A 20,970-nucleotide genomic window follows, 5' to 3' on the forward strand; every position below is an offset into this window, starting at 1 on the left:
AATTGACGCGTGGGGGGATCGCAATTCGCTGCGGGTGTCCAGGACGCTACGCGCCCTGGTGGAACGCGTCAATATTTGTGCAGTTCGTCGCTCGCGGCGCTTCATTCATGGCGTGAAATTGTTGGTTTATGTTAGGTGGTGACGAGCCGTCACTTGCTTCGGGCGGCAGGCACGGACCGTGATCACTGCGGCCGTGCCGCCGCCCCCGAGTGTTCGCCTCCGCCACCCGCGCGCTCAGCACCTCTCCTTGCGTCGCCTCCCGAACCGACTCCGGCCGCGCGTCCCACTCCGATCCGCCACCCAGGGGCCGGAGTTGGACGTACGAACCGTCACACGCCAACACCACCCCCACCCGCTCCGTGAAGAGCGGTCAACTCCCTTACGACGCAGCCTGAAGCCTGCGGTTGCCCTCCAGGTGGACCGGAGCCTGCTGGGGGTTACGGGTTCGGGTGGGCGGTGGCGGAGTGTCACGTCTGCGCCGCTGCGCGGCTTGAGGGGCAGGGGGAGGGCTCCCGCGCTGCGCGCCCCGCTTGGTGGTCGTGTGCTGGGTGCTCTGGTGGTTTGCGGAGCTCTGCGGACCGGTGTTGGGGGTGTCACGTCTGCTCCGCTGTGCGGCTTGAGGGGCAGGAGGGGAGGGGCCAGGCGCTGTGCGCCGTGCTGAAGGCCGTGCGCTGCGCCCCGGCACGTCCTCCGCGGAATCGCTTGTCACCCCGTTGTCGATGACAAGGTTTTTCGGCACGCCTGGTTGACGGAAACCCTTGTCACCGGCAAGGGGGTGACAACTAATCCGCAGACCCATCACCCGCGACCCCGCCCGGCCCGGAGTCGGGCGCGCAGCGCACGACCGTCAAGCGGAGCGCGCAGCGCGCAAGCCCTCCCCTCCTGCCCTTCAAGCCGCGCAGCGGCGCAGACGCGACACTCCGCAACACCACCGTGACCGCCTAACACACGACCACCAAGCGGGGCGCGCAGCGCAGGCACCTTCCCCTCCTGCCCCTCCTCAAGCCGCGCAGCGGCGCGGACGCGACACTCCGCCATCGCCCACCCGAGCACACAGCGCACGGCCGTCAAGCGGAGCGCGCAGCGCCGGAACGCCCCGGCGCGGCACACCTGATGAGCATCCCGCCCGCACGCTTCCGGGACCCGACCCGACCTGTGCCGCCCGGCGCCGATGCCGCGTGCCTGACGTGGCCGATCCGGTAGCAGCGCCCCGTAACTCCGCCTGAGCGCAGCGGCGTTGAAGTCACCCCCGCCTCGCCGTCGTCCGCGAGAACCCGCGCCGACGCCGTACCGGGCCCGCCGCCTCCCCGCGCCCCCATCCGCCCGGCGGCCCGGACCTGTCCGGGGAGACAACCCCCCTGCGAATGCGGAGGCCAGCGCCATGGGCCGGGGCCGGGTGGGTCGGAAGACTGTGAGGCGTCGGCGGACGGAGAACACACCGCGTGCCTGCGCGCGCAACCGCCTCCGCCACGCATCCCACGCGCCCGATCGAGGTGCCGGGCTGCCAAAGAACCGAGGGGGAGATTCCCATGCGAAATCGCAGGATCGCCGTGTGCGCCGCAGTGGTGGCCCTGGCCGTGGGCACGGGCGGCGTCGCGCCCGCCGCGTTCGCCGTCGGGAAAGGCCCGGCGAGCGCCGCCGCGAAGGCGACCGTGCCCTACGGAGACGTGAACGGAATCCTGCGGCGGCTGACCACCGTTGACGGGGCGCCGGGAGCGCTGGCCGAGGTCAGCGGCGGGCACGGCCGGACGACGGTGCTGACCAGTGGCGTGGCGGACCTCGCCACCGGCGCGCCGATGGCCGCCGACAGCAGGTTCCGGATCGGGAGCATGACGAAGATGTTCGTCGCCACGGTGCTGCTCCAACTCGTCGCCGAGCGCAAGGTCGGACTCGACGCCCCGATCGAGCGGTATCTGCCCGGTGTGGTGCGGGCCCACGGCAACGACGGCCGTGACATCACGGTGCGGCAACTGCTCCAGCACACCAGCGGGCTGCCCGACTATCTGGACTATCTCAGCCCGCAGACCGTCCTGTCCGATCCGCTGGCGCACTACAGCCCGAAGGATCTTCTGAAGCTCGCGCTGGCGCACCCTCCCGTGTTCGCACCAGGGACCGGGTGGAGCTACTCGAACACCGACTACGTGGTCGCCGGACTGCTCATCGAGGCCGTGACCGGTCATCCGTACGGCGAGGAGATCGACCGGCGCGTCATCGAACCGCTCGGCCTGCACGACACCTCCGTCCCTGTGGACGCGTCAGCCATCCCCGGCACACACCCGCACGGGTACGCCGCGCCGACGGCTTCCGAACGGCTCGACGTGAGCGCGTTCGACCCGTCGGTCGCGTACGCCTCCGGGGCCATGATCTCCAGCGGTGCGGACATGAACCGGTTCCTCGGCGCGCTTCTGGGAGGAAGGCTGCTGCCGCCCGCCGAGTTGCGGGCGATGCGGACCACGGTCCCGACCGGGGACGCGTCCGGGAGCGCGTACGGGCTGGGCCTGGAGAGCGTTCCGCTGCCGTGCGGCGGCCGGTTGTGGGGGCACGACGGCGGCATCCCGGGCTTCGAGACCATGAGTGGCGCAACGGCCGATGGGCGAGCGGCCACCGTGATGGTCGACCTCGATCCCGGCGGAACCGCCGCGCAGGACGCCGACATACAGAACGCCGTGGCCACGGCCCTGTGCGAACACACCGTTTCCCCGGCCCCTGAGCGGCACTGACGCGCCAACGGCCGCGGCCCTCATCGCGAGTCAACGGTGCCGTGCCCCGGTCGGTACGCACGTGGCCGCGAGGGCCGCCGCGGTGAGGTAGGCGACGGCACCGACGGCCATGCTGATCCGCAGGCCCGTGGCGTACGTCGTCGCCGTGGCCAGCAGTGTGCCGCCGAGCGCGACCCCGGCGGCGCTGCCGATCTGGCGGGTGGTGTTGAAGACGGCGGAGGCCGTTCCGGCGTAACCGGCGGGGGCGGCCGTCATCACGGTGTTGGTGGAACCGGTCAGGGCGAACGAGGTGCCGAAGCCCGCGGCCATCATCGGGGCCACCAGCAGCGCGTAGGCGGGAGCCGTTCCGGCGGCGGCCCACCCGGCCAGGCCCAGCGCCGCGAGGAGCATGCCGGTCACCACCAGCGGGCGGTGGCCGGTGCGGCGGGCCAGCCGCCCGGAGACGGCGGAGGCGAACATGGTCATGGCAACCGCGGGGAACAGGGCGAGGCCCGTGGTCAGGGCGCTGTAGCCGCGCTGCCGCTGGAAGTCCAGGCTCGCGGTGAACACCATGCCGTAGAAGCCGAAGTTGAACAGCAGGCCGATGACGGCGCCACCGCTCAACGCCCGTGACCGCAGCAGCCCCAGGGGGAGCACGGGCGCGCGGGCCAGCCGCTCGCGTGCCGCGAAGGAGGCCGCGGCCAGGACCGCCAGCGCCGCCGTGAGCAGGACGAACGGATCGGACCAGCCGCGTCGGCCAGCCTCGTTGAGGGCCGCGGTGAGCAGGGCCACCATCGCCACGACCGCGCACTGCGCCGGCCAGTCCAGGGCCCGGGCGGCGTGCCGGGGCGAGGGGGCGACGCGGCGCAGGGTGAGCGCCAGGCACGCCGCGCCGACGGGCAGGTTGACGAGGAACACCCATCGCCAGCCGACCGTGCTGACCAGCAGCCCGCCGAGCAGGGGCCCGGCGGACGCGGCCACGCCGGCCATCGAGCCCCACAGGCCGAAGGCGCGCGAGCGGATGTCCGGCTCCGGGTAGGCCTGTTGGAGCAGGGCGAGCGAGCCGGGCACGATCAGCGCCGCGCCCGCTCCCTCCGTCAGTCTCGCGCCGACGAGGAAGGGGGTGGTGGGAGCCAGCGCGCACGCGGCCGAGGCGAGGGTGAAGACCGCGACGCCCCAGCAGAAGACCCGCCGGTTGCCGAGCCGGTCACCGAGCGCGCCGCCGGTCAGCAGCAGTCCGGCGAAGACCAGGGTGTACCCGTCGGTGATCCACTGGATTCCGGTGAGGGTCGCGCCCAGCTCCCGGCCCACCACCGGCACGGCCACGTTGATGATCGTCACGTCGAGGATCACCATGAAGTACCCGGTGCACACGGCCAGCAGCGGTGCCCAGGACCGCCGTCGCGCCGCCGGGGGGCGCGGCGACCGCCGCCCCGGCTCGGTGGTCATGCGGCTTCTGCGGGAAGCCGTCCGGCCCTGATGGAGTCGAGCAGCGCCTGGTGGTCCTTCTCGTTCTGGTCCGCGTACAGTTCGGCGAACGTCGTCAGCGCGCGGTCGAAGACGTCGCCGCCGCCCAGGTAGGCCGCGATGGCGACGCGGTCGCCGGACCTGGCATGGGCGCGGGCCAGGGTGGCGCCGCACGCGCGGCCGAAGAGGGCCATGCGTGCCGGTGGCATGGTCTCGGTCTCCGCGATGCCCTTCCAGTCGCGCAACTGCCGTATATAGAAGTCCCGTTGGTGGCCGTCGATGCCCTGGACGCGTTCCCATCCGAGGAAGATGTCGCTGGTCGCCTGCATGAGCCGCTGGCCCGCGACCACCCGTTCGCCCTGCGTCTCATAACGCGGGGCCCCGGCGTAGGGCGCGAGCACGGACTCGTCGGCCTCCTTGGCCTGGAGGAACAGCGGATCCTCGGCGTCCTTGCCGAGCATCAGGATGATCCAGCACCGGGTCCCCACGCTGCCCACGCCGACGACCTTGCGGGCCGCGTCGGCGTACCGGTAACCCTCCAGCAGGTAGCGGCGGTCCGATTGCAGGGTGTGGCCGTAGCGCTCGACCAGGTCGCCGAGCGCGGCCTCCAGCGCGTCGCGCGGCGCCTCGGGGAGAAGGTCCGCGAGGCGGGTGAGCAGCGGTGGGTCGGGGGCGATCTGGCGTCGTCCGTCGACGACGCGGGTGAGCTTGTCGAAGGCCTGAAGGGTGTCGCGGGCGCGGGCCTTCTTCCTGGCGCGCCGCCATCGGTCGTGGTCCGCGGCGCTGAGCTCGGGGGCGAACTGGTCCAGCAACTCGTCCGCGTCCAGGTGCGTGTACCAGACGTCGAGGTCGCCCAACTCGGCCAGGGCGCGCATGCGCCGGCGGTACGCCCACACGGCGGCACGTACCACGGACGCCCGTTCCTTGGTGGAGAAGCCGTTGGCACGGCCCGCGATGACCAAGCTGGCCGACAGTCGCTTGACGTCCCATTCCCACGGCCCGGGCAGTGTCTCGTCGAAGTCGTTGATGTCGAACATCAGGTGGCGCTCCGGCGAGGCCAGCAGCCGGAAGTTCAGGCAGTGGGCGTCGCCGCACAACTGCGCGGTGATGCCGGTGCGCGGCGTACCGGCGAGGTCGGCCGCCATGATCGCGGCGGCACCCCGGTAGAAGCGGAACGGCGACTCGCTCATGCGGCCGTAGCGGATCGGCACGAGCTCCGGCAGCCGCTTCGCCGACTGGGCGCGGATGATCTCCATGGGATCCCGGCGCTGCGGCGTGGGCCGGAACTCGGCGTGGCTGGAGCGGGGCGCGACGGACCGCGCGGCCTTGCCCCGCGCCACGCGCTCCTGTGGAGTGAGGTGGCGGTGCCGGTCACCGGACGGATGCTGGTCGCTCATGGCTGACACTCCACGGTGCCGCCGCCGTGCGGGGGCGTCGGCGACGACGCGAGACGGCCGGACCTTCGTTCACAACGTAACGCGGTGTCCGGAGCTCTGCTACCCGGCGGACGGGGTCACGCCGTGGCCGTCCACACACCGGCCCACGAGGTCCAGCAGGACGGCTCCGTACGGGGTCATGGAGCCGTCGATCCGCAGGCGCCTCCAGCGGCCGGTCCCGGTGCGGATCTCCAGGGGGCGGGGCGGGACGAGGAAGCGGGAGTGGGGGCGCCGCAGGTGTGACCACGGGTGGAAGGCGCCGTCCACGGTCAGTCCCGCCGTGGACAGAACGTATGCGCCGAAGGCGACCGAACCCGTGCTCTCCAACTGCTCGCGCGCACGGGGCGCTTCGGCCGCGTCGGCCAACCGCGAGACGACGTCCGCCTCACGGGGGTTGGTCAGGTGGTGGATCTCCCGCCCGTCGCGCGTCGTCAGCCTCAGATGGCGGGTGGTGAACTGCTGGTTGGAGCTGGAGGTGGTCGTCCAGTCGTGGACGAGGACGTCGTGCCAGGCGAACGCCTCGACGTCGTCCTGGGTCTCGAGGATCAGCCCCTGGGGGAAACAGTGCAGTCCCGGTGCGAACGGTCGCTCCGCCCGGCGGTCGTACCACCACGTGACCAGCACGACCGGCGGAACGGCCGAGAGCAGGCCGTAGCCCACCAGGTGCGCGGTCGCGGGCCAGGGTAACGGCAGGCCCAGCACCAGGCCGGGAACGGCCAGCAGTACGGCGAGGCAACCGCCGACGACTTCCGGGACCTTGAAGGGCCGGACCGTCACGCTGGTGACGGGTGCCCCGAACCCGCGATCGCCGGCGACCCGCAACACCCGTGCCGTCGGCTCCACTTGGGACCTGCTCATCGTTGCCCCCTGTCCGGCGAACCACCCGAGGCCCGAGCGATGCGCCCAGTGTGGCCCGCCCCGCCGCCCGCGTGCCAGCCCCGGACGGCGCCCTGGCGCACGGCGGGGCCACCGAAAACCGGGTGCGCGAAGGCGGGGTGGTGGTGTGGCATCGGGGCATGACGATGGTGTTGGAGACGCCCGGAGTCGGTGGGCTGGACGAGGCTGTCGACGCGCTGCGCGGGTGGCAGGACGACGGGGCGCCGACGCAGCTGCATCCTGGCGACCTGGGCTGGTTCCGGCGGTTCGGCGCCGAGGCGACCGGGGCCGCGGTGCGGACCTGGCGCCGGGACGGGCGGATCGTCGCGGTGGGACTGCTGGACGGGGCCACGCTGTTGCGGATGACGGTCGCGCCGGACGTCCGGCGGGACGAGGAACTGGCCCGGCGGATCGTTGAGGACGTGGCCGATCCGCGGCGCGGTGTGCTGGGGGAGGGGCAGGCGTTCGTCGAGGCGCCGACAGGCTCCCTGGTCCAGGACCTGCTGACCGAAGCGGGCTGGGAGCCCGACGAGCCGTGGACGCCGTTGCGCCGTGACCTGACCGAGCCGGTGGGTGACCCGGGCGTACGCGTCGAGGTGGTCGGGCCGGAGCGGGTGGACGCGCGAGTCGCCGTGCAGCGTGCCGCGTTCGACCGGTCGACGTTCACGCGGGAGCGCTGGGAGGCGATGGCCGCCTGGTCGCCGTACGCGCGGGCCCGGGACCTGCTCGCCTACGACGACCGGGGTGAGGCGGTGGCGGCGGTGTGGTCGGCCGGTCCCGGCAGGCCGGGGCTGATCGAGCCGATGGGGGTGCACCGGGACCACCGCGGTCTGGGGTTCGGCGTGGCGATCACGGTCGCGGGGGCGGCGGCGCTGCGGGAGTTGGGCTCCTCCAGCGTCATCGTGTGCACCCCGAGCGCGAACGCCGCCGCGATCGCCACGTACACCTCGGCCGGTCTGCGGCCCGGTCCGGAGGTCCGGGACCGGCGCCGGGACGACGCGTAGGCGGGTCAGGGCAGGGTGAGGACGGGCGGGCGCGGGTCAGGGCAGGGTGAGGACGCGGGGGCCTTCCTCGGTGACGGCGATGGTGTGCTCGATGTGGGCGGCCCGGCTGCCGTCGGTCGTGCGCAAGGTCCAACCGTCCACGTCCGTGCGGTACTTGTCGCGTCCTCCGGCCATCAGCATGGGCTCGATGGCGAGCGCGAGACCGTGGCGCAGGGGGAAGCCCCGGCCGGGGCGGCCGCGGTTGGGGACGTGGGGGTCCTCGTGCATGTGGCGGCCGATCCCGTGGCCGCCGAAGTCGGACGGCATGCCGCAGGCCGCCTCGCGGGCGACCGCGTCGATGGCGTGCGAGATGTCGCCGACGCGGTGGCCGACGGTGGCCGCGGCGATGCCCGCGTCCAGGGCCCGCTGGGTGGCGGCGATGAGTTCGAGGTCGGCGGGGCGCGGGGTGCCGACGGTGAAGCTGATCGCCGCGTCGCCGGTCCAGCCGTCGAGTTCGGCTCCGCAGTCGACGCTGACCAGGTCGCCGTCGCGCAGACGGTAGTCGTCCGGGATGCCGTGCGCGACGGCGTCGTTGACCGAGGCGCAGATCACGCCGGGGAAGGGGGTCGGCGCGAAGGAGGGCCGGTAGCCCAGGAACGGCGAGCGTGCGCCGGCGTCGTCCAGGACGGCGCGGGCGGCCGCGTCCAGCTCGCGCAGGCGGGTGCCCACGGCAGCCGCCGCGCGGGCCGCCGCGAGCGCGTTGGCCACGACCCGCCCGGCCTCGCGCATCGCCTCCAGTGCCATGTCGGTCTTGATCTCCACCATGTGCGTGACTCCTCGCGGCGCGGGCGCTGTGCCCAATACTTATACCGGTATTAGTATCACGGTCATGGTGAGAGTTCCTTTGAGCCCGTGGGAGCGGCTACGCGGCGAGCGCTTCGGCGCCCTGATCCGCCAGGCCCGGGGCGAGCGCAGCATGGTCGAGGTGGCGGCGGCGGCCGGGGTGTCCGCCGAGACCCTCCGCAAGATCGAGACGGGTCGGGCCCCGACCCCGGCCTTCTTCACCGTGGCGGCCCTCGCGCACGCGCTGGACGTGTCCCTGGACGACCTCGCGGTGGCGTGTGCGGAGGCCTGCGCGGAGGGCGTCGACGCGGCGGAGGGGACGGAAGGGGCCGGCGGCGGAGGGCGGGCCATGTCGGCGTGACGGCCGCGGGTTCGGGCGGTCGCGGTGAGCGCGGGCGGCGCCTCGGGCTCTGGGGTGGCTCCCGTGCAGAAGGCTCTCGTACGGACGGCTCGTACGGGTGGCGTGGGCTCCCGTACAGATCAAGTATCCCAACGCCACGACGTGCGTGTCACCGTCTTCCGGGATGATCTTTTGTGGTGATTCGCGCCTTTAGGGTTGCGCTGGGCCGCGGATGACGAACGCGGCCGTCGATCCGACCTTGGAGTGGGGATGACGCCGGAAGTGGCCGCCGTGGCGGCGGAACTCGTGGACATGGCCGAGGCGGACCACCGGGCCGCCGGCTGGGCCAACAGCGAGGACCCGTCGGAGCAGTTGGCCTGGCGCCGCCTGACCACGCGGCACGCGGACCGTCTCGCGGAGATCATGGACGCGCAGGGGTGGCCCACGGCGGAACGGTTCGGTGCGGACGCGGCGCGGGCGGCCTGGCTGGTCGCCCAGCACGCCGACCGGCAGTTGGACGTGCAGCGGCGCGCCCTGCGGCTGATGGAACGAGCGGCGGCTCAAGGGGCGTGCGGCGCGAGGGAGTTGGCCTTCCTGCGCGACCGCGTGCTGGTGAACGAGGGACGGGAGCAGATCTGCGGCACCCAGATCGCGGGGGTCAGGGACGGCGCCCCCGTCCCGTGGCCGTGCGAGGACCCGGAGCGCATGGACGACCGCCGCGCGCAGGCCGGCATCCCACCGTTCGCCGAGTACGTCGCCCACTTCCCGGTGGCCTGACGTCGCGGGCGCCGGGCGGCCCCGGTCGGTTCGGCGCGTCAGTTCGCGCGCGGTCTGAGCAGGGCGTCGATCAGGGTGTCCAGCAGGCCGCGCGGGATGCTCGCTCCGGTCAGCGCGCGGTAGACGACCGGGCCTAGCAGGGCGTCCATCGTGGTGTCGGGGCCGAGGGCGGGTGCGATCTCGCCCGCGTCCGTCGCACCGGCGAGCATCGCACGCTCCCGCGCCCGGCGCGGCGCGAGATAGCGCTCGTGGAGACTCCTGGCCGTGTCGGGGTCGTGCTGCGCCTCGGCGATGAGCGCGAGCAGGACCTTCCCCGCCGGGTCCCGGGTGAGGAACCGGACGAAGCCGCGCAGGTAGGCGCGGATGCCCGCCGCCGTCGGCTCGTCCGCCGCAACGGGGAGTGCCTTGGCGGTGTCCTCGATGAGCGTGTCGAGCAGGATCTCGACCTTCGACGGCCACCAGCGGTAGATCGTCTGCTTCGCGACGCCCGCGCGGCGCGCGATCGCCTCGACCGTCAGCGCGCCGAAACCGTGCTCGGCCAGCAGGTCGTCCGCGGCGTGCAGCACGGCCAGGCGTGCGGCCTCGTCGCGCCGGTTGCCGGAGTGCGGCCTGCGGGGCTGGGAACGCGTGGCGGCGTCAGACATGCGCAACACGATACCGGGCGGGCCTGCCGTGATCTCACCTTGTCGAGACGTAGCGTCTAGACGTAGCGTCTAGGCAATGAGGAACCCGCACCGCGTGGACGGTGATCCGGGACCTCGCGCCATGAAGGAGAGACCCGTGAACACCGATCCCGCCACGTCCGCCATGCCTGCCACGTCCGCCATGCCTGCCACGTCCCCCATGCCTGCCACGTCCCCCATCCGCGCCGCGCCCGCCGCCTCCGACCGCCTCGCGCTCGTCATCGGGGCCTCCAGAGGACTCGGCCTCGTCCTGGTCCTCGAACTCCTGCGCCGCGGCTGGCGCGTCGTCGCCACGACCCGCCGGGAAGGCGGCGAGCTGGAGGCGTTCGCCGACGCCTGGGACGGACGGCTGGTCATCGAGTCGCTGGAGATGACGAGCCCCGCGCGACTGGCCGCCCTGCGCGACCGCCTGGAGGGCCGCCGGCTCGACCTGCTCTTCGTCAACGCGGCGATAGACCGCGGCGACCTGCCCATCGGCGAGGTGTCGACCGAGATGTTCACCGAGGTCATGGTCACCAACGCGCTGAGCCCGCTGCGCGCCGTCGAGACGCTGGACGGACTCGTCGCACCCGGCGGCACCGTCGCGGTCATGTCGTCGGAGCAGGGCAGCATCACGCGCAACACCGAGGACGGCTACGAGCTGTACAAGGCCAGCAAGGCTGCCCTCAACCAGCTGATGCGCAGCTACGCCACCCGTCGCGCCGACGACGGCCGCACCAAGCTGCTCATTGACCCCGGCCACAACCGCACCGCGCTCGGCGGGCCCGACGCGCCCCTCGCCCCCGAGGACAGCGTCCCGGCCGTCGTCGACGTCCTCGAAGCCCAGGCGGGCGCCCCCGGCCTGCGCTTCCTGGACCGCCACGGCGAGACCGTGCCCTGGTAGGCCGCGACGGCCCGCCTCAGCCGACGGTCTGACGGCCCGCTTCAGCCGACGGCTGACGGACCGCCTCAGCCATCGGTCTGACAGGCCGCCTCAGCCGCAAGCCGCCGCGGTCGGGTCCAGCAGCGCCGCGGCCACCGCGTCCGGGGCCTCCAGCGGCAGCAGGTGGCCCGCGCCGGGTACGACGTCGAGGCGCGCGTGCGGAATGTGCGGCAGCAACTGTTCGCGCAGTACGTGCGGCGGCTCGACCTGGTCGTGCTCTCCCGCCAGCACGGTCACCGGCACCTGGATCCGCCGTGCCGCGTCCGCGATGTCCCACGCGATGCCCCGCAGCGGCCACTCCTGCCGCGCCCGCGCGTCCGCGGCCAGGCTGTCCCGTACGACGGTGGCCCGGACGGGTTCGGGCAGCGGGGCCGCGGTGAGGACGTGGTCCAGGGCGTTGCCGACGTCCTCCGGTGTGTCGTAGGCGTGCGCGAGAGTCTGCCGGTACGCCTCGGTCACGTGCGCGGGCGGCTCGGGCGGCGCCGGGGCCACCAGCACCAGCCCGGCCAGCCCCAACGGCCGCCGTGCCGCGAAGAGTTGCGCGACCTTGCCGCCCATGGAGTGCCCGACGACCACGTACCGCTGCGATCCCACGGCCGCGACCACGGTGGCGAGGTCGTCGGCGAGCTCGTCGAGGTCGTAGGGGCCGGGGAGTTCTCGTGAGGCGCCCCAGCCGCGCTGGTCGAAACGGACCGTGCTCCGGGTGCCGGGCAGCCGTTCGACCACCGCGTCCCACGTGGCCGCGGAGCCGCCCCAGTAGTGGACGAGGACGAGGGCGGGCGCGCCGGAGTCCGCGGGCCCCGCGGCATCCGGTCCGCCCGTCCTCGTCCGTACGTCGAGAAATCCGCCCTTCACCGGGACCGCTCTGGTGATTTCGGTCGACATCGTTCCTCCGGGAGTCGGCGACGGGTGGTCTCGATCACCGGTTGCCCGCCGCGCATCAGCGTCAATGACGTGCCGCTTTCTCGGCGAGCACGCCTTCGACGCTACATTCGTACTGATGACGAGCCCCGGTGGAAAGGCGCGCAGAGATTGTGGAAAACGGTCACGTGGCCGACGTGCGGCAGGTGCGCTACGTTCCCGCCTTCGGGGCGCCCTTCGGCGTCGAGGTCCTGAGTTTCGCGCGGCTGCGCGGGATGGACACCACCGGCCGCCGGGCGCAGTCGCAGCGGCCGGACTTCCACGTCCTCGGCCTGGTCGCGTCCGGGGCGGGCGGACACGTGGCGGACTTCGTGCCGTATCCGCTGCGGGAGGGGAGCGTGGTGTGGATCCGGCCGGGCGTGGTGCACCGCTGGAACGACATCGAACGCCTCGACGGCCCCCTGATCCTCTTCCGCCACGACTTCCTGCCGCCGGAGGGCTCCGCGGCGCGTTCGGCGGCGGACGTGTTCGGCCCGGCCTGCTGGCAACTCGCCGACGGCGTATGGCCGTTGGCCCTCGCCGGGGCGGACCTGCTGCGACGCGAGCACGCGACGGCGGCCGCCTCGCCCGGCACGGCCTCGCCGCCCCTGCTCGCACACCTGCTGGCCGCGCTGGTGCTGCGGGTGACGCCGGGCGCGGCGGGCGCTGCCGTGAGCGGCCCCGACGAGGGGGACCGGCAGGTGTTCCTCCGGTACCGGGCCGCTGTCGAGGAGCGGTTCGCCGAACGGCACGACGTGGCGTCCTACGCCGCCGCCCTCGGCTACGACCGGCGCACCCTGACCCGCGCCACGCGTGCCGCCACCGGACTCGGCGCGAAGGAACTCCTCGACCAGCGCGTCCTGTTGGAGGCCAAGCGGCTGCTCGCCCACACCGGCCTGCCGGTCGCCGGATGCGCCCGACGCCTCGGCTTCCGCGACGCCGCGAACTTCACCACGTTCTTCCGCCGCCAGACGGGGACCACGCCGAGCGCATGGCGGACGACGTCCGGCTGATGACGCTCGCCTGGCGGACGACGTCCGGCTGATGACCGTCGTCTGGCGGCCTCACGTTCGGTTGATGGCGCGTCAGACGCCGGGTCGCGGCTCCAGGCGCGTGCCGTGGGCGACGACGAGGGACATGATGTCGCTGGGGGCGTCCAGTTCGACGCGGTGCCAGCGCCCGCGCGGGACGATGACCGCGCTGCCCGCCGGAACCGCCGCCTCCTGCTCGGTCTCCCCGTCCGACGCCCGCTCCGGGCGGACGTGCAGCCGGATGCCACCGGTCAGGCAGGAGACCACCTCGTCCGCGTCGGCGTGCACCTCCCAGCGGTCCGCGTGCACGTCGGCGTCGGTCTCCGCGTGGAACGTCATCAACTGCCAGCCCTCGCGCGAGGGATCGAACGCCCGCGGTTCGGCGTGCGCCCGGCCGTCGCCGTCCAGACGCACGAAGGAGGCGAAGAGATCGACGGGCGTGATGGGGGTGATGGGCGTGATGGGATTGATGCGATTGATGCGATTGATGGGATTGATGGCCGTCATGGCTGAGGTCCTTTCTCGGGTGGGGTGGAAGCGGCCGCCTCGCCGGGTGCGGCGAGAGGGGAGCGCGCGTCGGGGACGGAACGCGCGTCGGGGACGTCGCGCCGGCGGCACGGGATCAGTCGCCCACCGCGCGACGCAACGCCGCCGCCAGTTCGTTGATCTGACGCTGCGACATTTCGACCGACACGATGGCCTGGGAGCCGTGGAACGTGCCCGCCCACTGGTGCAGTTCGACGGACACGCCCGCCTGGAGCAACCGCAGCGCGTACCCGATGCCCTCGTCGCGCAGCGGGTCGAACTCCGCGGTCGCGACGTACGCGGGCGGCAGCCCGGACAGATCCGCGGCCCGCGCGGGAGCCGCGTACGGCGTGCCGGGTTCGCCGCCGAGGTAGTGGCCCCAGGTCGCCGCCAGTTTGTCCCGCGTCATCCAGGGCGTATCGGTGAACTCCCTGGCCGACCACGTCTCCTGGCGGTCGTCCAGTTCCGGCTGGTTGAGCAGCTGGAAGCGGATGCGGGGGCCGTCCTGGTCGCGTGCCCGCAACGCCACCGCCGCCGCGAGACCCGCGCCCGCGCTGTGCCCGCCGACCGCGACGCGCTCCGGATCGGCGCCCAGCTCGTCGGCGTGCCCGGCGACCCACACCAGCGCGGCGTAGGCGTCGTCGAGCGCGGCCGGGAAGCGGTACTCGGGGGCGAGCCGGTAGCCGACCGAGACGACCACCACGCCCGCGCTGTCGGCGATCCTCGTCGCCCACGGCTGCTCGGTGTCGAGGTCGCCCATGACGAACCCGCCGCCGTGCAGCCACACGATGGCTCCCCGCGCACGAAGCGGCCGGTAGACCCGTACCGGCACCGGCGGATCGCCGGGGACCGTGCGGTCCTCGATCGTCATCGCGCCGGTGTCCGGCACGGGCGCGGACGCGGCCAGCTCGGCGAGCCCGCCGCGCGCGGTGACCGGATCGGACAGATCGGCGGGAGGGAAGAGGGGGACGAATGCTTCGAGTTCGGGATCCATGACCCCCATCCTCACCGCCGCCGCGCCCGGGATCAGCCGCCATCCGGCGCGCGTCACGGCCGCCTCGCGCACCGGTCGGCGCGTCCGCTCCGGCGCGCGGTCCCGGCGGTCCGGTCCTGGCGGTTCGGGACGCGGTCCCGGAGGTCCGGTCCTGTCGGTCTGGCGCGCGGTCCCGGCGGTCCGGCGCGCGTATCCTCCTGCCATGGAGGCACTGGTCGAGCGCCTGTCGTGGCTGGACGCGCGAGCTGAGGGCGCGCTGCGCGTCGTCACGTTCTACGACACGCTGATCAGCCGCCGTGTCGACCTTCCCGCGCTCGCCCGGGCCTCGGCGGGCCTCGCCGAATGCGCGGTCGGCATCCGTCTGCACGGCACAGGCCCGGCGATCCGCATGGCCCTCGACGGCGGCCCCGCGCCCGACCCGGCCCGGCCCGCGTCCACCAGCCGGCCGGTCACCCTGGACGAGGAGGAGATCGGCTCGGTGTGGCTGGAACGTTCCGCCGCACCCGGTCCGCTCGACGAACTCCTGCTGGACCGGCTCGCCATCGCCGCCGCCTCGGTCGTCGAACGGTACGGTCCGGCCCGGACCACCATGGCCGACCCGGCCCTGGTCGAACTCGCGATCAGCCCCGAAACCGACGAGGCCGCCAGGTCCCGGGCGCTGCGACTGCTGGGCTTCGCCGCCGGCGCGCCCGTGTGGGTCGTCGCCGTACGGTCGGACCGCCCGCTGGACCAGGTCGCGAACGCGGTCCGCCCGACCCGGCCGATGAAGGCGGCGCCCCTCGCCGAGGTGGGCGTCATCCTGGCCGCGGGACTCGACCCGGCCCGCTTCCCGGCGGACGTGCGGGCGGGCATCGGCCTCGCGGACGCCCCCGACCGCTGCTGGTGGCAGGCCCGCACCGCCCTGCGCTTCACGACCCCGCGCGATCCGGTCGTCCACTACCGCGATCTGGGCGCGGTGGCGCTGCTCGCCCAGCTCCCGCCCGACGCCGTACGGGACAACGCCGACGTGGCCGCGATCGCGCGGGTGGCCGGGGACCGGCACGACCTGGAGACCCTGGACGCCTACTGCGCCACCGGCTCCCAGCGCCGCGCCGCGGACCTGCTCCACCTCCACCACAGCAGCGTCGCCCGGCGCCTCGACCAGATCGGCGGGACGCTGGGCGTCGAACTGTCCGCGCCGGACGGCCTGATGCGGGCCCGGCTCGCACTGCTGGCCTGGCGACTGCTGGAACCGTGAGCCCGGTTCCCTCAACTGGCCTTACACGTAGCGCTGTTCGGTGAGAAGTAATGGGGCCGTGCCCCGGCGCCGGTGTGAGGAGCGGCGCCGGGGCACGGCGGATGCGGGGAGGCGCGGCGTCGGACGCCGGACCCAACTGCTGTGCCGCGAGGGCGGGTTCGTTCAGTCGTGGAAGGCGGCCGTCCCGTTCGGGGAGCCGAGGCCGGTCGGGCCGTCGTAGCCCTTCTCCGCCGTGCAGAAGTACGCGGGGGAGCAACTGCCGTTGTCGCCGCTGGTCACGTCGTTGAGCGCGCCCGGGTCCGCGTACGGGAAGGACGCCGGGTTCGAGCCGGACGCCGGGGCGCCCGCGTCGGCGTAGACACCGGCGATGACCGGGGTGGCCGCGCTGGTGCCGCCGTACACGCCCCAGCCCTTCTCCTGGTAGCTGTCGTACACCGCCACACCGTGCCCGGGATCGGCCACCGCCGCGACGTCCGCGGTCATGCGCTTCGAGCAGCCGGTGTCCTTCTGCCACGACGGCTTCGCCTCGTACGCCGAGCAGCCGGAGCCGGTGCCCTCACCGGACTTGGTGTTCCACACCGTCTCGTTCCAGCCGCGCGCGTTCGACGACTTGACGAGCGAGGTGCCGCCCACCGAGGTCACGTACGGGGAGGCGGACGGGTAGCCGACACCCCAGGAGTAGTCCCAGTCGCCGCTGCCCGCGACCACCGCGACGCCCGGGTGGTCGTAGTAGTCCTTGTCGTAGGTGGAGTCGGACGAGGTCTCCTTCCATATGTAGCTGTTGGACACGAACTTCGCGCCCAGCTTGACGGCCTCGTTCACGGCCGCGCCCATGTCCGAGACGCCGCCCTTGTCCGCCTCGACGAACAGGATCTTCGCGTCCGGGGCGATCGCGGAGACCATGTCGAGGTCGAGGGAGTCCTCCGCGCCCTGGTTCGCGCTTGCCTTCGAGGGCAACGGGCTCGACTTGCCGGAGGAGTTGACCTCCTGGAAGCAGCCGTTGGACGTGGTGCAGGCGGGCAGGCCGTACTGCTTGCGGTAGGTGGCCAGGTCGCTCGCGGCGTCCGGGTCGTCGTAGGCGTCGATGACGGCGATGGTCTGGCCGGAACCACCGTTCGCGGACAGCCCGTACGCGCTCTGGAGATCGCCCGGCCCGTAGCCGGAGGGCGTGGAGTGCGGGCTCACGCCGAACGCGCTGACCGGCTCGGCGGGATCGTTCACCTGGAGGACGTCGCAGGAGGCGACGGTCGTGCTGGGCGCGCCGCAGAGCTGACGCCAGGTCAGGTGGGCGGCGGTGTGGGCGGCAGTGCGGGCGGCGGCGTGTGTCGCCGGTGCGGCGCCGGCCGTTCCGGCCACCGCGAGCGCGGCGACCGCGAGGACGCCGGAACCGACGGAGGCCACGAGGACCTTCGGATACGTGCGGGAGTGCTGGGGCATGGGTGTTCCTCGGAGGGTGAGGGTTGGAGGTACGACGAGGGGCATCGCGGCGCACGCGGGTGCGGGCGGGTGCGATGAGGGGATCGCGGCAACACACGGGTGCGGACGGGTGCGACGAGGGGCGTCGCGGCGCACACACGGGTGCGGACGCGAGGGAACGCGGGATCCGGGACGCGGAAGAGAGGCTGCCTGACAGTTCGTCAGGGGATGTTGTACATGGGGTTCGGGAGCTTGAAGCCGCGGTCGTCGTAGCCGCCCGCGTAGTCGCTCACCTGGTCGCCGATGGCCTCGATGAAGTCGTAACCCTGGCTCTGCTCAAGGTACTTGCGGGTGTTCGACTTGAACGGGGTCGCCGAGCAGGACGTCCCGCACGGCAGGTAGGGCGGCGGGTCGCTCTTCGGGCGCAGGTACAGCCCGTCGATGGGAAAACCGAGACCGGTCAGCTGGTTGCGGGTGACCGTGGTGAGGTTGTCGTGCCTGCCGGTGATGAACACGACCTTCACGCCGTGCGCGTGCGCCCAGGTGGCGAGGTCCAGCGTGGGCTGGACGACCGGGTAGGTGTTGTCCGCGTCCGCCTGCGCGTCCGCCGCGCTCGCGTCCGCGCCGCCGCCGAAGTCGTAGTCGGCGTTGACGGGGTAGGTGGAGATGGACGTGTCGTCGATGTCCAGCATGACCGCCGGGATCTTCGGCGCGTGGTGGGCGAGGCGCTCTTCGAGATACGCCTTGGCCTTGCCGATCTGGGTGGCCACGTCGGCGGCCCACTGGCTGTCCGGGCCGATGTGGTGGTGGCCGGAGGCGTCGGTGTAACCGTTGTAGTAGGCGTTGATCTGCGCCTTGAGCTGGTCGAGGTTGCGGGGTTCCGAGCCGACGCGCTTGTAGTCGGGCGGCGGGGTGGGGGTGGCGGTGGCCGCCGCGCGGGCGGTCGTGCTGCCGGTGGCGCTGCCGCGGGCGGTCGTGCTGCCGGTGGCGGTGCCTCCCGTGGCCGCGGCGGCGGCTCCGGCGCCGGCCAGCACCACGCTCAGCGCGGCGGCGACGGCCGTCTTGGCGGTGGTGGACGTGGCCGGTATCAGCCGTGTTCTCACAGTGCTCCTGGCTCCTTCGGGGGAAAGCGGGCGGGAGTTGAGGGGTTGGGGGCTTGGGCGCTTGGGGGTCGAGGTGACCGGGGGGTCAGAAGACGGTGTCCGTCTGGTCGGGGATGACGCTGCCGTCGTCGCGGCGTACCGGGCCGGGACTGCCGTCCGGGTTGGTGTAGCCGGTCGTAGAGCAGGGGTAGGGCGTGGCGCGCTGCGGAAGCGGCTGGATGAACATGGGGTTGATCAGCCACTTGCCGTCCGCGTCGTCGTAGGCGTGGCACATCAGCTCGGTCACGTTCCGGTTGATGACGAGATGGACGCCGATCGCGTCGCCCACGAACACCACGTCGGTCGAGGAGTCCCCGGCCGCCAGCACCGCGTGGTCACCGGGCGGCGCGGACCGGAAGGCCGCGGCACCGTGGATGCCGAACACGTCCTGGTTGACGAAGCAGCGCTTGCCGCTCACGTACGTCAGCACCGAGTCGGCGCCGTCCGGGACGTCGCCGCAGCCCTTCAGGTGCGGGGTCTGGCGGTCGTGCGCGTACAGATTCCGGATGCCGATCACGTGACCGGGCGGGATGCCGAGCCCGGCCGCCCAGACCTGGACGTCGATCTGCGGGGACGCGCTGGCCACCCAGACCGCGTAGCCGTCACGCCGCAACGTGCCGATCAGGTCGCGTTGTTGGGTGTAGTAACGCACCCAGCCGGTCACCTGGTGACTGCCGACCTGCTGCGTCGTGCCGACGGGGGCGGCGAGGTTCTGCGCGCGGGCGCGTTCGGCGTACGAGGTGATCTGGGCGGTGGTGTGGCCGCTGAGCAGTTCGGCGACCCAGGCGGAGCCGGGCGACATCAGGCGGTGGTCGTAGCCGGCGAACGCGGTCGCGCCCGCGGTCGTCGTGCCGTGGTAGACCGCGTAGATCTCGTCGGCGCACGCGGTGTCCGTGGCGGTCGGCAGAGGTGATCCCACGGCGGCGGAGGCGTCGCACGCGGTGCCGAGCGCGTCGGCCGCGGCGGGGGTGAGGTAGCGGTTGAGATCCGTCCAGGCGGCCGGGCGCAGGACCGCGTCGTGGCGCAGCGTCCAGTAGAACAACGCATCGCCCACGTCGTTCTTGACCACGGTGTTGTCCCAGTCGAAGACGGCGACGGGCTGCTTGCCGTCAAGCGCCGCGGCGGCGCTCGGAGTCGAGGCGGAGGACGCCGCGCCGCACGGGGCGTAGGCGTCGATGACCTGCTGGAGGCGGGCCCGGTTGTCGCCGTACCAGGCGGGGGAGGCGGGGAGTTCGGCGCAGGGGGTGGGGTGTCGTGCGGAGGCGGACGTGGCGGTGGACGTGCTGGTGGCCGGGGTACGGGGTGCGGCGGACGCGGGGGTGAGGGCGGTCGCCGCGGTCGCGGCCAGGAGGGTCAGGGCGAGGGCGGCCAGGGGGGCGACGGGCGCCCCGCGCGGGTGGTTCGGCCTCACGGGTATGGGAACGGGCACGGTGGTCGCGCTCCTCCTTCGTCTGGGCGGGTGGTCGGGGGCGCGGGGCCGGTGCGGCGGGGCCTGCGCGGTGGGGGTCGGTGCGGCGGGGTCGATGCGGGGAAGCCGGTGCGGAGGGGGCCGGGGCCGCGGGGCCGGGCACAGCGGTCACGCACAGCCGTCGTACGCAGCCGCCGTACTCAGCGGCCGTACGCAGCCGCCGTACACGGCCCCGCGCCGGATCAGACTCCGGCCGTCTTCTCGATCCACGAACGGTGCGGGGCGATCTCCGCGTACGACTTGGTCGTGTCGTCGCCCTTGCTGTCGAGCCCGACCTCCACGCCGTTGTAGAGCGCGGGCCCGCCGGAATCCCCCTTGGCCGACATGTCCGGCCCCTTGACCAGGCACAGCGCCGGGCCGCCCTGCAGATCCGAACAGTTGGTGCCGTTGACCTTCATGTGGCCGGACTTGAGGCGGTCGGAGTGCGTGCCGCCCTGCTTGGTGTCGCCCCAGCCCCAGATCTGCACCGTGGAACCGCTGGGCGGGTTGGCGCTGCCGAGCGACAGGTACGTGGTCGTGATGGGCTTGGACAGGTGGAGCAGCAGCAGGTCGCCCTTGGTGTCGGGGTCGGTGTACTTCTTGTCGACCTGGCCCTCGGTGCCGCTCTTCAACTCGGGGTTGCCGACGTAGACGACCTCGTTGTCGCCGGAGCAGTGACCTGCTGTCAGCACCCACTGCGCCGCGATGATCGCGCCGGAGCAGATGCTGCCAGAACCGTTCTTGGTGTAGTGGACGTCCGCCGACCAGGGCGCGCTGTCGTACTGGCCGCCGATGATCAGTGGTTGCGCGGCGACGTGGGAGGAACCGGCGGGGGCTGTCCGGCCGGGCGTCGTCTGGTGGGCGGAGGCGGTCTGCGCACCGACGGCCAGCGTCAGCGCGAGAGCGGCCGCACCACCGAGGGCGACAGCGGTTCTGTGCATGGGGGATCGATCCCTTCATCGAGGGGGTGAGAGGGTGCTTCGTGGGTGAGGTGAGAGGGCGCTTCGTGGGTGGGATGGGCTGTCCGGAAGCGGTCGAGCGTCGCCGCGCGCGGGCGTCATACGGGCGTCGCACGGGCGTCGTACGGGAAATCGTTGCGACCACCGCCGGAAGGACGGGGAATTCTTCCGGGAATCGCGCGGAAAACAGGTCTTCGTGTTCAGGCGGGCAGGTGTTACGGCGAAGTGGCCGTCGTCGCCTTGCGGCTCGTCGGCATCGTTCCTCCGAAATTCGACAAAGCGTTGAAGGGGAG

The 20,970-nt window shown here is 72.9% G+C and carries 19 protein-coding genes; 7 read left to right on the forward strand and 12 right to left on the reverse strand.

Annotation, left to right across the window (positions count from 1 at the left end; all coding sequences use genetic code 11):
• The first annotated feature begins 1,529 nt into the window (after positions 1-1,529).
• Positions 1,530-2,720, forward strand: a complete 1,191-nt coding sequence (locus CK485_RS20595) for a serine hydrolase domain-containing protein (protein WP_109453356.1) — start codon at positions 1,530-1,532, stop codon at positions 2,718-2,720.
• 30 nt (positions 2,721-2,750) lie between these two features.
• Here the strand turns inward: CK485_RS20595 and CK485_RS20600 are convergent, their stop codons facing one another.
• From CK485_RS20600 to CK485_RS20610, 3 genes are all read right to left on the reverse strand, one after another.
• Positions 2,751-4,148: an MFS transporter gene (locus tag CK485_RS20600; RefSeq protein ID WP_109453358.1), complete on the reverse strand. Its 1,398-nt coding sequence runs from the start codon at positions 4,146-4,148 to the stop codon at positions 2,751-2,753.
• Positions 4,145-5,563 (reverse strand): DUF2252 domain-containing protein, encoded by a 1,419-nt coding sequence (locus CK485_RS20605; RefSeq protein ID WP_109453360.1) that lies wholly within the window; start codon positions 5,561-5,563, stop codon positions 4,145-4,147. The genes CK485_RS20600 and CK485_RS20605 overlap by 4 nt, the downstream gene beginning before the upstream one ends.
• Before the next feature lie 99 nt (positions 5,564-5,662).
• Positions 5,663-6,460: a hypothetical protein gene (locus CK485_RS20610; protein WP_146214564.1), complete on the reverse strand. Its 798-nt coding sequence runs from the start codon at positions 6,458-6,460 to the stop codon at positions 5,663-5,665.
• A gap of 158 nt (positions 6,461-6,618) precedes the next feature.
• Here CK485_RS20610 and CK485_RS20615 point away from each other — a divergent pair, with 158 nt between their 5' ends.
• Positions 6,619-7,482 (forward strand): GNAT family N-acetyltransferase, encoded by an 864-nt coding sequence (locus tag CK485_RS20615; protein WP_109454291.1) that lies wholly within the window; start codon positions 6,619-6,621, stop codon positions 7,480-7,482.
• 36 nt (positions 7,483-7,518) lie between these two features.
• Here CK485_RS20615 and map read toward each other — a convergent pair whose 3' ends face one another.
• Positions 7,519-8,286: a type I methionyl aminopeptidase gene (gene map, locus CK485_RS20620; protein ID WP_109453364.1), complete on the reverse strand. Its 768-nt coding sequence runs from the start codon at positions 8,284-8,286 to the stop codon at positions 7,519-7,521.
• Positions 8,287-8,350: 64 nt separating this feature from the next.
• Here map and CK485_RS20625 point away from each other — a divergent pair, with 64 nt between their 5' ends.
• A complete protein-coding gene (locus CK485_RS20625; protein WP_109453366.1) occupies positions 8,351-8,665 on the forward strand; it encodes a helix-turn-helix transcriptional regulator in 315 nt (104 codons plus the stop codon).
• A gap of 249 nt (positions 8,666-8,914) precedes the next feature.
• Complete coding sequence (locus CK485_RS20630; protein WP_109453368.1) at positions 8,915-9,421, forward strand: DUF6624 domain-containing protein; 507 nt, start codon at positions 8,915-8,917, stop codon at positions 9,419-9,421.
• 38 nt (positions 9,422-9,459) lie between these two features.
• Here CK485_RS20630 and CK485_RS20635 read toward each other — a convergent pair whose 3' ends face one another.
• On the reverse strand, positions 9,460-10,065 hold the full coding sequence (locus CK485_RS20635) for a TetR/AcrR family transcriptional regulator (protein ID WP_109453370.1): 606 nt from the start codon (positions 10,063-10,065) through the stop codon (positions 9,460-9,462).
• 181 nt (positions 10,066-10,246) lie between these two features.
• Between CK485_RS20635 and CK485_RS20640 the strand changes: the two genes are divergently transcribed.
• Positions 10,247-10,987, forward strand: coding sequence for an SDR family NAD(P)-dependent oxidoreductase (locus tag CK485_RS20640; RefSeq protein WP_109454292.1), 741 nt, complete (start codon positions 10,247-10,249; stop codon positions 10,985-10,987).
• A gap of 90 nt (positions 10,988-11,077) precedes the next feature.
• On the opposite strand, the gene CK485_RS20645 is transcribed toward CK485_RS20640, so the two are convergent.
• Positions 11,078-11,911, reverse strand: a complete 834-nt coding sequence (locus CK485_RS20645; RefSeq protein ID WP_109453371.1) for an alpha/beta hydrolase — start codon at positions 11,909-11,911, stop codon at positions 11,078-11,080.
• A 164-nt stretch (positions 11,912-12,075) separates the two neighbouring features.
• Between CK485_RS20645 and CK485_RS20650 the strand changes: the two genes are divergently transcribed.
• On the forward strand, positions 12,076-12,939 hold the full coding sequence (locus tag CK485_RS20650; RefSeq protein ID WP_342673493.1) for an AraC family transcriptional regulator: 864 nt from the start codon (positions 12,076-12,078) through the stop codon (positions 12,937-12,939).
• A 72-nt stretch (positions 12,940-13,011) separates the two neighbouring features.
• Here CK485_RS20650 and CK485_RS20655 read toward each other — a convergent pair whose 3' ends face one another.
• Both CK485_RS20655 and CK485_RS20660 read right to left on the reverse strand, forming a co-directional pair.
• Positions 13,012-13,464 carry a cupin domain-containing protein gene (locus tag CK485_RS20655; protein WP_241968503.1) on the reverse strand — a complete coding sequence of 151 codons (453 nt, stop codon included), beginning with the start codon at positions 13,462-13,464 and terminating at the stop codon, positions 13,012-13,014.
• Between the two features lie 115 nt (positions 13,465-13,579).
• Positions 13,580-14,476, reverse strand: coding sequence for an alpha/beta hydrolase (locus CK485_RS20660; RefSeq protein WP_109453373.1), 897 nt, complete (start codon positions 14,474-14,476; stop codon positions 13,580-13,582).
• Between the two features lie 202 nt (positions 14,477-14,678).
• Between CK485_RS20660 and CK485_RS20665 the strand changes: the two genes are divergently transcribed.
• Positions 14,679-15,713 carry a helix-turn-helix domain-containing protein gene (locus CK485_RS20665; RefSeq protein ID WP_109454294.1) on the forward strand — a complete coding sequence of 345 codons (1,035 nt, stop codon included), beginning with the start codon at positions 14,679-14,681 and terminating at the stop codon, positions 15,711-15,713.
• Between the two features lie 162 nt (positions 15,714-15,875).
• Here the strand turns inward: CK485_RS20665 and CK485_RS20670 are convergent, their stop codons facing one another.
• The 4 genes from CK485_RS20670 to CK485_RS20690 form a co-directional block, all read right to left on the reverse strand.
• Positions 15,876-17,150, reverse strand: coding sequence for a S53 family peptidase (locus tag CK485_RS20670; protein ID WP_109453374.1), 1,275 nt, complete (start codon positions 17,148-17,150; stop codon positions 15,876-15,878).
• A gap of 200 nt (positions 17,151-17,350) precedes the next feature.
• Positions 17,351-18,232, reverse strand: coding sequence for an HAD family acid phosphatase (locus tag CK485_RS20675; RefSeq protein ID WP_109453375.1), 882 nt, complete (start codon positions 18,230-18,232; stop codon positions 17,351-17,353).
• 85 nt (positions 18,233-18,317) lie between these two features.
• Positions 18,318-19,700 carry a haloacid dehalogenase-like hydrolase gene (locus CK485_RS20680; RefSeq protein ID WP_199239455.1) on the reverse strand — a complete coding sequence of 461 codons (1,383 nt, stop codon included), beginning with the start codon at positions 19,698-19,700 and terminating at the stop codon, positions 18,318-18,320.
• Between the two features lie 221 nt (positions 19,701-19,921).
• Complete coding sequence (locus tag CK485_RS20690; protein ID WP_109453376.1) at positions 19,922-20,659, reverse strand: trypsin-like serine protease; 738 nt, start codon at positions 20,657-20,659, stop codon at positions 19,922-19,924.
• Positions 20,660-20,970: the final 311 nt, after the last annotated feature.

Source organism: Streptomyces sp. ICBB 8177, from assembly GCF_003144095.1.
Lineage (GTDB): Bacteria > Actinomycetota > Actinomycetes > Streptomycetales > Streptomycetaceae > Streptantibioticus_D.